This window comes from Nakamurella panacisegetis (assembly GCF_900104535.1).
GTDB lineage: Bacteria > Actinomycetota > Actinomycetes > Mycobacteriales > Nakamurellaceae > Nakamurella > Nakamurella panacisegetis.
On the sequence record NZ_LT629710.1, the window covers coordinates 2,924,279 to 2,936,503 of the forward strand.

At 70.5% G+C, this 12,225-nt stretch carries 12 protein-coding genes; 8 read left to right on the top strand and 4 right to left on the bottom strand.

Translation table 11 applies throughout. The annotated features are described in order from the left end of the window. Window positions 1-13: 13 nt before the first annotated feature. The 8 genes from sucD (at window position 14) to BLS97_RS13060 (ending at window position 8,550) form a co-directional block, all read left to right on the top strand. A complete protein-coding gene (gene sucD, locus BLS97_RS13025; RefSeq protein ID WP_090476504.1) occupies window positions 14-913 on the top strand; it encodes a succinate--CoA ligase subunit alpha in 900 nt (299 codons plus the stop codon). Window positions 914-1,172: 259 nt separating this feature from the next. Then, window positions 1,173-2,342 (top strand): DUF5336 domain-containing protein, encoded by a 1,170-nt coding sequence (locus tag BLS97_RS23525; RefSeq protein ID WP_157695391.1) that lies wholly within the window; start codon window positions 1,173-1,175, stop codon window positions 2,340-2,342. A 218-nt stretch (window positions 2,343-2,560) separates the two neighbouring features. Next, entirely contained in the window at window positions 2,561-4,231 is a 1,671-nt protein-coding gene (locus BLS97_RS13035) for a cell division protein PerM (RefSeq protein WP_090476507.1), read from the top strand. A gap of 285 nt (window positions 4,232-4,516) precedes the next feature. After that, complete coding sequence (gene purN, locus BLS97_RS13040; protein WP_090482134.1) at window positions 4,517-5,134, top strand: phosphoribosylglycinamide formyltransferase; 618 nt, start codon at window positions 4,517-4,519, stop codon at window positions 5,132-5,134. Beyond that, complete coding sequence (gene purH, locus BLS97_RS13045) at window positions 5,131-6,714, top strand: bifunctional phosphoribosylaminoimidazolecarboxamide formyltransferase/IMP cyclohydrolase (RefSeq protein ID WP_090476509.1); 1,584 nt, start codon at window positions 5,131-5,133, stop codon at window positions 6,712-6,714. The genes purN and purH overlap by 4 nt, the downstream gene beginning before the upstream one ends. Before the next feature lie 36 nt (window positions 6,715-6,750). Next, window positions 6,751-7,371 carry a pentapeptide repeat-containing protein gene (locus BLS97_RS13050; protein ID WP_172832272.1) on the top strand — a complete coding sequence of 207 codons (621 nt, stop codon included), beginning with the start codon at window positions 6,751-6,753 and terminating at the stop codon, window positions 7,369-7,371. A gap of 35 nt (window positions 7,372-7,406) precedes the next feature. Further along, a complete protein-coding gene (locus BLS97_RS13055; protein ID WP_090476510.1) occupies window positions 7,407-8,258 on the top strand; it encodes a bifunctional methylenetetrahydrofolate dehydrogenase/methenyltetrahydrofolate cyclohydrolase in 852 nt (283 codons plus the stop codon). 28 nt (window positions 8,259-8,286) lie between these two features. Further along, the gene (locus BLS97_RS13060) at window positions 8,287-8,550 is read left to right on the top strand and encodes a DUF3017 domain-containing protein (RefSeq protein ID WP_157695392.1); all 264 of its coding nucleotides are present in this window, start codon (window positions 8,287-8,289) and stop codon (window positions 8,548-8,550) included. Between the two features lie 135 nt (window positions 8,551-8,685). Here BLS97_RS13060 and BLS97_RS13065 read toward each other — a convergent pair whose 3' ends face one another. From BLS97_RS13065 to BLS97_RS13080, 4 genes are all read right to left on the bottom strand, one after another. Further along, on the bottom strand, window positions 8,686-9,363 hold the full coding sequence (locus tag BLS97_RS13065; RefSeq protein ID WP_157695393.1) for a maleylpyruvate isomerase N-terminal domain-containing protein: 678 nt from the start codon (window positions 9,361-9,363) through the stop codon (window positions 8,686-8,688). A 291-nt stretch (window positions 9,364-9,654) separates the two neighbouring features. Beyond that, complete coding sequence (locus BLS97_RS13070; RefSeq protein ID WP_090476515.1) at window positions 9,655-10,311, bottom strand: ArsR/SmtB family transcription factor; 657 nt, start codon at window positions 10,309-10,311, stop codon at window positions 9,655-9,657. A gap of 83 nt (window positions 10,312-10,394) precedes the next feature. Next, window positions 10,395-11,372 (bottom strand): pirin family protein, encoded by a 978-nt coding sequence (locus BLS97_RS13075; protein ID WP_090482139.1) that lies wholly within the window; start codon window positions 11,370-11,372, stop codon window positions 10,395-10,397. A gap of 130 nt (window positions 11,373-11,502) precedes the next feature. Then, window positions 11,503-11,955, bottom strand: coding sequence for a MarR family winged helix-turn-helix transcriptional regulator (locus BLS97_RS13080; RefSeq protein ID WP_157695394.1), 453 nt, complete (start codon window positions 11,953-11,955; stop codon window positions 11,503-11,505). Window positions 11,956-12,225: the final 270 nt, after the last annotated feature.

Consider the following 12,225-nt stretch of genomic DNA (forward strand, 5'->3'; position numbering starts at 1 on the left):
ACGAAGATCAACTGTGTCTATCTATCTGAATGCTGATTCCAAGGTCATCGTCCAGGGCATCACCGGCGGCGAGGGCACCAAGCACACCGCATTGATGCTCAAGGCCGGTACCAAGGTCGTCGGTGGCGTCAACGCCCGCAAGGCCGGCACCACGGTGCAGCACGCCGGAAAGGACGGCAGCGACGTCGTCCTCCCCGTCTACGGAACGGTGGTGGAGGCCGTCGAGAAGACCGGCGCCACGGTCTCCGTCGTCTTCGTGCCGCCGGCTTTCGCGAAGGCGGCCGTCATCGAGGCCATCGACGCCGGCATCGAACTGCTGGTCGTCATCACCGAGGGCATCCCGGTGCAGGACTCGGCCACGTTCTGGCAGTACGCCCTGGACAAGGGCAGCAAGACCCGGATCATCGGCCCGAACTGCCCCGGAATCATCACCCCCGGCGAGTCGCTCGTGGGCATCACCCCGGCCAACATCACCGGCAAGGGCCCGGTCGGTCTGGTGTCGAAGTCCGGCACCCTGACCTACCAGATGATGTACGAGCTGCGGGATCTCGGTTTCTCCACGGCAATCGGGATCGGCGGGGACCCGGTCATCGGGACGACCCACATCGACGCCCTGGCCGCGTTCGAAGCCGATCCGGAGACCAAGGCCATCGTCATGATCGGTGAGATCGGTGGCGACGCCGAGGAGCGGGCGGCCGCGTTCATCAAGGACAACGTGACCAAGCCGGTCGTCGGCTACGTCGCCGGGTTCACCGCTCCCGAGGGCAAGACGATGGGCCACGCCGGGGCCATCGTCTCCGGCTCAGCCGGTACCGCGCAGGCCAAGAAGGAGGCCCTCGAGGCCGTCGGTGTCAAGGTCGGCAAGACCCCTTCGGAGACCGCGCGGCTGCTGCGTGAGGTCCTCGCCGGATAGGCCGGACGATTGCCCGTCAATCGGAACGGGTAACAGACGAATCGACGCACAGGCCGGACATCCTTTCGCGGGGTGTCCGGCCTGTCGGCGTCGCGGGGGAAGGCTGAGGCGGGGTCCCGCGCGATGCCGACCGGTCGGGGCGTCGGTCCGTTGCGATAGGTTCGGAACGTGGTTGCGGGTGCAGGTCGCCCGCGAGAATGCACAGGAAAGCAATTGTCGGGGAACAACAAGCAGTGAAAAAAGAGTGAGGTGGATCAGCATGAGTAGTCCATACGGACCGCCCCAGGGCGGCCAGCAGGGTCCGGGCCAAGCCGGCGGTTACGGCGCACCCGGTGGTGCCCCATCCTGGACCCAGGGCCAGCCGGCGCCGTCCTACGGCGGACCCGGCCACAACTCGGGCTACGGAGCTCCCACCCCCGGTGCGCCCGCACCGGGATACGGCCAGCCGTTCGGTCACGGCGCCCCGCCCGCTGCCGGTGGTCACGGCGGCCCCGCCACGTCCGGCCCAGGTGGACCGGGCCAGTGGGGTGGCCCGGCGCCCAAGACGAGAGCCCCGGCCGACCTCGGGCAGATCCTCCCACTGGTCATCGGCGGTCTCGGCGTGGTCGGCTTCATCGCCGGCTTCCTTCCGGCGGCGTCCTACACCGAGAACTCGATGTCGCTGAGCGTCTCGGTCTTCGGCGGCGGGCCCTCCTATCTGCCGATCCTGCTCATCGTGGTGGGGTTTCTGGCCTGCGCGCCGTTGATCCCGGGCGGCCGGAAGTACAGCCTCCCCGTGCTGCTGCTCTCCGTCGCCGGTCTGCTCGGCGCCATCGGCGCGGCGGTGTCGTCCACCATCTTGTCCAAGCTGGCCGACGGCGGCACCGGTGCTTCCTCCTCCAAGGGGTTCGGCATCTGGCTGCTGCTGATCGTGGCCGTTCTGCAGGCCGCGGCCAGTGGATACGCCTGGTTCACCGAGGCGGGTTCCGGCCCGGCGACCCGGCCGGCCGGCGAGCGGGGTTCGGGACATTCGGCGCGCTCCTTCGGTCCGAGCCAGGGCCCTGGGCCGTCCGGTCCGGCTCAGCCGGCGCCGTCGGGTTCGGCCCCGGCACCGTCCGGTTACGGAGCGCAGGGCCACGGCCAGAGTGACGTCCCCGCCTTCGGCGGCTACGGCCAGGGCGGCTACGCCCCGGCCGGCCCGCCCGCTGCGCCGGCCCCGGCCGGTCAGGGCTCGGAAGGCTACGGCCAGTACGGCCAGCAGCCGTCCGGGTCCGGAGCGACCACCGGATCGAACCCGTCCGTTGACAGCGGTTCGCAGTACGCGCCGTACGGCACCGCTCCGACCGGCCAGCAGGTATCGGCGGAACCGGGATCGGCCAGCCCGAACACGGGCCAGCACGGCCGCGACGACGGCCCGTCACCCGATGTCACGCAGCAGGTCCGTTTCTGAGAGGTTTCGACCACGCACCGACAGGGCGGGCGCGGCTCCGGCGAGCATTCGCGGGAGCGGCGCCCGCCCTTTCTGGTTCCGGCACCGCTGCGTGATGCCCAGCCGCCCACCCGGATGCCGGATCCGTCGCCTCCCGGCTGCCCCGGTATCGGACTATCCGTAGTCGAAACGGCGTGGCACCCCCCGAACGTCCTCCCTAACGTGTGAGGGTTGCGGTCATGTTCCTCGCCGACGTCGATGCCTCCGCGTCTGCGCCCACTGCGGAACTCACGCCCTCGCGACTCGCAGTGGCGGGCAACGCGGCCCTGAAGACCGCCCTCGCCGCCCTCGCCGGATTCGTCCTCTGTCTGGGGCTGGCCCTGGTCGTGTGGGCGGTGACACCGAGTTCCGGTGGCACACCGGTCAGGCTGGTGCAGGCCGGCATCGCGGCCTTCTGCGGCGCCGCCGGCATGACGCTGCGCATCGGCCACGCCGATCTCACCCTGTCGCCGTTGATGCTCACCGGGGTGATCGTCGCGCTGCTGACCGCCGTGGTCGGTCGCGGGCGCTCCTCGGAGCGAAACCTCCGACTGGAGGCGACGTTCGTCGGCGCCGCGACCGCCAGTTTCGCGATCACCGTGACCGCAGTCGGCGTGCTGGGCGGCGGGCACGCCGTGAACGCCGTGCAGATCTGGCGCCCCGCTCTGCTGGCCGGGGTCGTGCTGTCCGTGACCATGCTGGTCAGGGGCTCCGCCGCGCGCGAATGGCTGTTCGACCGGCTGCCGCCCTGGGCCCCGACCTCGCTGCGGGTCGGGTCGGCCGGGATCTTCGCGCTCTTCGGCGGCGGTGCGGTCACGTTGATCGTCGGGCTGGTTCGCACCTTCTCCGATTCGAGCACCATCCAGACGTTGGCCGCCCCCGGCGCGGCCGGCGGTTTCGGCATGTTCCTGCTCGGCCTGGCCTATCTGCCGAACGCCGTCGTCGCCGCCACCGGGTACTCGACGGGGGTCGGGTTCACGGTGGGCAGCGGCACCTACACGCCGTTCGGGTCGTCGCCGGTGGAATTGCCGGCCGTGTCGTTGTTGACGGCGGTACCCGACTCCCACACGGTCGGACGGACCGCCCTGTTGGTGCTGCTGGTGCCGGTGGTCGCCGGCCTGGTGATCGCCTTCGGATCGATCCGAAGGCTGCACAGCCGCAGCGACCGGCTGTTCGCGGTCGGGGCGGCCAGCCTGTTCGCCGCGGTCGTAGCGGCCGCGGCCGCGAAGATGGCGTCGGGCGGCGTCACCGGCGGGGAGTGGTCGTCGTCCGGCTCACCCCCGCTGTTGTTCGGGGCCGCGGTCGGGATGGTCATGGGAACCGTCGGCGCGACCGTGGTGGTGCTGGTCCCGGCGCGGACCGCCGCCGCGTCGCTCGACCTCGACGAGGGCGACCCGGTTGCGGACGACACCGCCGATGCCGCCGTGTCCGACGGCCCGGATGGATCCGACAGCGACGAGAACGCGACCGAGGGGGAGATCGAGGACGACGCCGAGGTGACCGAACTCGAATCGCCCGAAGACCTGACGAATGACGGGCCGGTCGACGGCGGGACGTCGCGGGAGGCAACCACCGACCGAGCACCGACCGACGATGCCACCGAGATGGACACCCCGGACGGTGACAGCGACCGGGATGGGAGCGATCCGGCCCCCGACCCGGGCCCGCAGGCCGTCGACCAGGAGCACGACGACATCGACCCGGACGCCACGGCCGCAGCCCCGGTCGCCCACCCGAGCGACCTGGCCGGTCGGCGGGCCCGTGTGGCCGGCGTGCGCGACGAGGACCTGATCGCGGCCCCGGACGGCGATCCGGACGAGGCCCTGGTCACCGAACTGCGTCCCCGGCGCCGGCCCGGAAGGGCCGGCTGACCTCGGCCGTCCCGGCCCGGGCGCGACTGCGGCACCGTCCGCCGCCGGCCTCGGCCGTGCACGCCGGCGGCCACCGAACCGGTGGAGCACGGGACGGGCCGCCGACCGGCATCGGGGTGCGTCAATCTGGACCTCCCGGACGCTCTACCCTGGGTCGGGCCGAATCGCCGACGACAGGAAAGACTCCAGGTGCAAGCCGACCACGCTGCAGCACGCTCCGATCCGGAACACCCTGAACCCGACCCAATCCTGGAACCGTCGGCCCCCCTGGCCCCGCAGCGCTTCGTGACGGAACCGTCCGGCCTGCGGGTGGTCGTGCTCATCTCCGGCGGCGGGTCCAATCTCGCCGCCCTGCTGGCCGCGCCCCAGCCCGAGCAGTACCCGGTGCACATCGTTGCCGTCGGCGCCGACCGACACAGTGCCACCGGTCTCGAACTGGCCCGTCAGGCCGGAGTTCCCACCTTCGTCGAACGGGTCAGCGATCACCCCGACCGGGCGAGCTGGGACCGTGCGCTGACCGAGGTCACGGCTGGCTTCGAACCCGATCTGGTGGTTTCCGCCGGCTTCCTGAAGCTGGTCGGGCCGCAGTTCCTGGCCCGCTTTCCGGGTCGGTACATCAACACCCACAACACGTTGCTGCCCGCCTTTCCGGGCATGCACGGACCGGCGGACGCGCTGGCCTACGGCGTCAAGATCACCGGCGCCACCCTGTTCGTGGTCGACGACGGAGTCGACACCGGGCCGATTCTGGCCCAGGTGGCGGTCCCGGTGCTCGACGACGACAGCGAGGAGACGCTCACCGAGCGGATCAAGCAGGCCGAACGGGCGCAGCTCGTCGAACAGGTTTCGCTGATGGCCAGACACGGCTGGACCATCCAAGGCAGAAGGGCTTTCACCTCATGACCGCACCAGACGCAGGCTCGGACGTCCGTCCGATCCGCCGGGCATTGCTGTCCGTCTCGGACAAGGCCGGACTGCTCGACCTGGCCACCGCCCTGACTCGGGCCGGGGTCGCGCTGGTCTCGACCGGCGGTTCGGCGGCGCTGCTGGCCGACTCCGGGCTCCCGGTCACCAAGGTGGAGGACGTCACCGGGTTCCCCGAGTGCCTGGACGGTCGGGTCAAGACCTTGCACCCGAAGATCCACGGAGGGCTGCTGGCCGACACCCGCAAGCAGAGCCATCTCGACCAGCTGGCCGAGCTGGACATCGAGACCTTCGACCTGGTGGTCGTGAACCTGTATCCGTTCCGGGCGACGGTCGCCTCCGGAGCGAGCCCGGACGAGTGCATCGAGCAGATCGACATCGGCGGCCCGGCGATGATCCGCGCGTCGGCCAAGAATCACCCAAGCGTGGCCACCGTGGTCGAGCCGGGCGACTACGACTCCGTCATCGCCGCCCTGGCTGCCGGGGGATTCACCCTGCAGCAGCGGCAGGCGTTGGCGGCCAAGGCTTTTGCCCACACCGCCTCGTACGATGTCGCGGTCGCGTCCTGGATGAACGCTGTCGTCGCGCCGGACGAGCAGGGGTGGCCGCGCTGGACCGGCTCGACCTGGGAGCGGCAGTCGGTACTGCGATACGGCGAGAACCCCCACCAGAAGGCCGCGCTCTACCGGCACTGGCCACCCGGACTGGCCGGTGCCACCCAGCTGCACGGCAAGGAGATGAGCTACAACAACTACGTCGACGTCGATGCGGCCTGGCGCAGCGCGACCGACTTCACCGATCCCGCGGTGGCCATCATCAAACACGCCAACCCGTGCGGGATCGCGGTGATCGCCGGCGGCGACGATGCCTCGATCGCCGCTGCCCATCGCAAGGCGCTGGCCTGCGATCCGGTGTCGGCCTTCGGCGGGGTGATCGCGGTGAACCGGCCGGTGACGGCCGAGATGGCCGAGCAGGTGGCCGAGGTGTTCACCGAGGTTCTGCTCGCTCCCGCGTTCGACGAGGCGGCACTGGCCATCCTGACCCGCAAGAAGAACATCCGGCTGTTGGTGATGCCGGCGATGGTCAACACCGACCCCATCGAGTTCCGCGGCATCTCCGGCGGAATCCTGGCCCAGACCCGCGACGCCATCGACGCGCCGGGCGACGACCCGACGACCTGGACGCTGGCCGCCGGGGCGCCGGCCGACGAGCAGACTCTGGCCGACCTCGCCTTCGCCTGGCGGGCCTGCCGCGCCGTCAAGTCCAATGCGATCCTGCTGGCCACCGACGGCGCCTCGGTCGGGATCGGTATGGGTCAGGTCAACCGGGTCGACTCCTCCAGGCTCGCCGTCGAGCGGGCCGGCACGCGGGCGGCCGGATCGGTCGCTGCCTCGGATGCGTTCTTCCCGTTCGCCGACGGCCCCGAGATCCTGTTCGGCGCCGGGATCACGGCGGTCGTCCAGCCGGGCGGATCCGTGCGTGATCCCGACGTGATCGCCGCCGCAGAGGCCGCCGGGGCGACCATGTACTTCACCGGCACCCGGCACTTCTTCCACTGACCGAACCGTCCGCGCCGGATCGACGAAGGGTTGGGTATGGCCCTGACGCTGACCGAAACCGTCTACGACGGTGAGGACTTCACGGAGGTCGACCTCTCGGACACCGAGATCGAGGGCATCGAATTCATCGACTGCGACTTCTCACACGGCTCGCTGGCCCGCACCTCGACGAGACGGGTCACCTTCACCCGCTGTCGGTTCGTCGGCGCCGAGATGTACTCCTCGACCCACCGGGCCGGTTCGTTCCTCGGATGCACGTTCGAGCGGACCTCGTGGGCGGACACCTCGCTGAACGGTTGCCGGCTGCTCGGCACCACCTTCACCTCGTGCCGACTGACCGGTATCCGCTTCGTCGACTGCGACCTGACGCTCGCCTCGTTCGCCGGGGAGAAGCTGGCCGGGGTGGACCTGTCCGGGCTGCGCATGCGCGAGATGAACCTGACCGAGGCCGACCTGCACGGCTGCGACCTGCGCCGGGCCGACCTGGCCGGGACCAGGGCCACCCGAGCCGACCTGCGGGGGGCCGACCTCCGCGGTGCCGTCATCGACGCCGGCGTCTGGGTGACCGCCCGGCTCGAAGGCGCCGTCATCGACCTCGACCAAGCCGTGCTGTTCGCGGCGGCCCACGGACTCACCCTCGCGCGCGGAGAGAGTTGACGGACGGCCCAGGTCCCCATGGCAGGATGAGGCCCGTGACCGCGACGATCCTGGACGGCAAAGCCACCCTGAAGGCCGTGAAGTCGGAACTTCGACTGCGCATCGAGGCGCTCGCCGCGCGAGGTGTGGTGCCCGGGTTGGGGACGGTGCTCGTGGGCGACGACCCGGCCAGCCGCTGGTACGTGAACGCCAAGCACAAGGACTGTGCGGAGATCGGGATCAACAGCATCGCCCGTGAACTGCCGGCGTCGAGTTCGCTGGCCGACGTGCTGGCCGTGGTCGACGAACTGAACGCGGACCCGGCCTGCACGGCCTTCCTGGTGCAGCAACCCACCGGGTTGGACGAGTTCGCCATCCTGTCCCGGGTCGACCCGTCCAAGGACGTCGACGGGCTGCATCCGTTCAATCTCGGGTCGCTCGTGCTCGGCCAGCCCGGGCCGCTGCCGTGTACGCCGATGGGCGCCATCGAACTGCTCCGCCGGTTCGACGTGCCGATCGCCGGCGCGCACGCGGTCGTGGTCGGCCGGGGCCTGACCGTCGGGCGCCCGCTGGGCCTGCTCCTGACCCGCCGCAGTGAGAACGCGACCGTCACTCTCTGCCACACCGGAACGCGCGACCTGGCCAGATACGTCCGCCAGGCGGACATCGTGATCGCCGCCGCCGGTGCCCCGAACCTGATCACCGCGGACATGGTGAAGCCGGGCGCGGCTGTCCTCGACGTCGGGGTGAGCCGGGTCGACGGCCGGATCGCCGGCGACGTGGCCGCCGACGTGGCGGCGGTCGCCGGTTTCGTCGCCCCGAACCCGGGCGGTGTCGGCCCGATGACCAGGGCCATGCTGCTGGCCAACGTGGTCGCGGCGGCCGAACGCGCGGTCGGCGGCGAGTGATCTTCCCGGCCGATCTCTGTGGGCGTCGGTGACGGCCCGCCTGCGGCGGCTCGTCCCGATCACGGTGGTGGTCCTGATCGTGGCGATCGGTCTGGTCATCGACGCCACCGGGCATTGGCTGCGAGCGGCGGCGGTGCTGGGCGCCGCCGCGGGGGTGGGCGCCCTGCTGCGGCTGTGTGTCCCCGAACGGGCAATCGGTCCGCTCCGGGTCCGGGGCCGCACCTTCGACGTCTTGTTCCTCGGAGCTCTCGCCCTGTTGTTCCTCGTGGCCACCACCATCAACCGGCCCTGACGTCCGGCCCGCCCGGGCCGGCTCGCGGGAACCTCGGCCGCCCTGCGGAGAGCGCCGCCCTCACCGACCGGCCGCACGGGCACGTGGTGCAAGTCGTTCAGCGCAGGTCGTTCAGAAGAGGCCGTTCACCAAAGGTCAGAACAGCGGGAGCGCGGTGCCAAGGGCCACCGGAAGCCCGTCGGGGAGCGGACGCCGCCCGGTGGCGAGCTCGATGAACTCGACCACCGGGAGGGTCGAGGCGGCGGCCAGAGCGGCGACCGGGTCGGCGGCGCGTTCGGTCAGTAGTTCTCGCATCACCGCGACGACCCGCCACGCCGCTCCGGACAGCACCTTCGGCGGTTTGCGGTCGGGCAGCGACCGGGCGAGATCGCCGGCGTGCACGACCAACTCGATGAGCCGGGTGTCGAGGAAATCCGACAGCAGGATCGGGCCCCGCCGGGCCAGCACGACACGATCGCTCCCGCCCAGGGCGGTCAGGTTGGACATGGCCGCCTCGTTGGTACGACCGAACAGGTCCAGGAGCTCGGGGCCGGCGCCGACGGTGGTGTCGCGGGCCACGGCCGCGATCTCGTCCGCCGCCGGTGCGTAGTTCGACACGTAGGTGGCGATGCTGATCGGGTCGGTGCCCTCGGGGGCCGGCTCGAGGGCGGCGATCGAGCTCCCGGTGCCCGCGAGATGTCCGATCAAATCGGCCACGGTCCAGCCGGCCAGCACGCTGGGGGCGCTCAGTTCGTCGGCGTCGAGTCCCGAGATCCAGACCCTGAGCACCTCGAACTGGGCGGCGTAGGTCAGGTCGTACAACATCGCCGCCATCGGCCCTTCCGCTGATCGTTCACCGGCCCTGGTCGGCGCCGCCCTGTCGATCATCGCCCAGACGAGGGGGGCGATCGGGGATATCGACCCCGAAGCAGACGGTGTCCGTGGAGAACCGGCGTCACCGGCCCTGACCGGGGCTCCGGGTCCGGACGGTGACCCGAGGATCGTTCCGCCGGCGGCGGTTCCGCAACAGGCGATCGGTCTCCTCGGTCCGGTGACGCAGGTGGGACCAGGGGTCGATGGGCTGGGACATGGTGGCTCCGATCGGTGGGCGGTGGTGGACGGGGTTCAGACCGGCTCGGGCGGGTCGGCCGGGCTCTGGCTCGGGGTCCGGTGCGGGTACGCGAACGCGGTCAGGCTGACCGGCGACTCACCGGGCTCGTCCGGACGGGATCGCCGTCGGCGGACGAAGGGGCGAATGATGGCGGCGATTCGCTCCGAGATCTCGGAAAGCTCCGCTGCGGTGACCGAGACGGTCCAGTTGGAGTCGAACCAGGCCTCCTGCCACTCGGGCGATGCGTCGGGCTGCTGGTCCATCCAGTCGTAGAGGCCGCTCAGGGTGTGACGGTGGAAGACCTGAGCCGCCAACCGGGCGGCCGTTCTGGACTCAGCGGTGGGATCGGGGTCGAAGGACACCCCGCCGCGGACGACGCGCCAGAGGCGCTGCCGGCCATCCGATCCCGGGATCTCTTCGATGAGACCGAAGGAGGCCAGGGTGCGAAGGTGGAACGAACAGTTCGACGGCGAGTCGTCGACGATGGCCGCGGCCTGGGTGGCCGTCAGGGGGCCGTGCACCCGGAGGGCACTGATCAGCGCAACGCGCAGGGGATGGGCGAACGCCCGAAGGGACCGCGCATCCCGCAGGTGGACCGACGGGCGGTCGTCCGCCGGTGTGGTCGGAGGGTCGGTCGGGTCCGGGGCCTGGGGGGTCGAGCGCTGCGGCATGACCTGAAAGTACTCTCTCGAAATATCTGTTTCAAGAGATATCTTTCAGATAGCTGGCGGAAAGGTTGACCTCGCCTCCGCGATCACGACCCGACGTGCGGCAGTCGTCCGGCCGGGATGACGCCGAGCCGGCCCGCCTGGTAGTCCTCGAACGCCTGGACCAGCTCCTCCCTTGTGTTCATCACGAACGGCCCGTACATCGCGACCGGTTCCCGGATGGGTTGCCCGCCCAGGATCAGCACGTCGACGCCGTCGGCGTGCCGGGCATCCTGATGCCCGCCCGCCGCGACGCTCAGGCTGTCACCGTCGCCCAGTACGGCGAGCTGCCCGTCACGCAGGGGACGGTGGTCGGTACCGACGGTCCCGTGGCCGCCGAGGGCGTAGACGAGGGCGTTGTAGTCCGGCCGCCAGGGCAGGGTCAGCGTTGCTCCTGGGTGCAGGGTCGCGTGGATCAGGGTGATGGGTGTGTGGGTGGAGCCTGGGCCCCGATGGCCGCCGATCTCGCCGGCGATGAGGCGGATCAGGGCGCCCCCGTCGGCGCTGCTCAGCAGGGCGACGTGGCTGGAGGCGATGTCCTGGTAGCGCGGGGCGGCGAACTTGTTGTGCGCCGGGAGGTTGACCCAGAGCTGGAAGCCGTGGAACAGGCCGCCCGAGGCAACCAGCGACTCGGGCGGGGTCTCGATGTGCAGAATCCCGGACCCGGCCGTCATCCACTGGGTGTCGCCGCCACCGATGAGGCCGCCACCGCCGTTGGAGTCGGAATGCTGCATCTGGCCGTCGATCATGTAGGTGACGGTCTCGAATCCGCGATGGGGGTGCCAGGGCGTGCCCTTGGGTTCCCCCGGGGCGTACTCGACCTCGCCCATCTGATCCATGTGCAGGAAAGGATCGAGTTCAGCCACGGAGACCCCGGCGAAGGCCCGGCGAACCGGAAAGCCCTCTCCCTCAATCCCTCTCGGTGCGGTCGTGACCGACCGGACGGTGCGGCTCCTGGTGGTTGTCGGATCGGGGGTGGCGATCCTGGGCAGCGTCAGAAGATCCGCGACGGTTGATGCGGGCACGGTGACCTCCAAAGTTCCGGATGGAAGAATGATAGCGCCGAATCCATGCCGGTGCATGGTGTTCGTCCTGGAATCGCTGGTCAGGGCGTTGATGCGGCTTGCTGGCGGGGGTGGACCACAGGTGGGGGACTCAATCGCCCGGTGGCGTGGCCAGCCGCCGGAAAGCCGTGGCCAGCACCGCGGCCTCGTCGTCGCTGAGTCGCCCGCCGAACTCTCGGTCGATCCCGGCCATGTGCACCTTGGCCGCCGCGCGCAGCGCCGCCCGTCCCGCCCGCGTCAGCCGGACGATGACGCCTCGGCCGTCGGCCGGGTCGGGCTTGCGTTCGACCAGGCCGGCCGATTCCATCCGCTCCACCTTCCGGGACAGGCCGGGTTGCGAGATGACCAGGCGTTCCAGCAGGTCGCGGTGTCGGAGTGACCCGCCGGCCTCGGACAGCTGCGCGAGGACGTCATAGGTCCCGAACGACACCTGGCCGGCCTTGTCCAGTTCATCGGCCAGCGCCTTGATGATCCGTGCATGCGCATGCAAGAACCCCACCCAGGCGTCCATCCGGTCCGCTTCGATCTTGATCGGTCCCGTCATCTGCCCTCCCTCCACGGTCATGACCGTCCATTCCTACCATCGGTGAGGCCGATGGGCTGGCGGGCACCGATTCGGGACCCGGGCGGTGCATCCGCCCTCCCGAATCGCCCACCGGAGGCGGACGGTAGCGTCTGAGGCCGGTGTGGGCGGCGGTCAGGCGCACCTCGGGCTACCAGTACGCTCGTACTGTATAGCCGCGGTGTGCCGTGCTGAATGCGCGCGCCACGACGAGCAGTCCAACTGGGCGGAAAGCCCCGTGTTCACACAGGG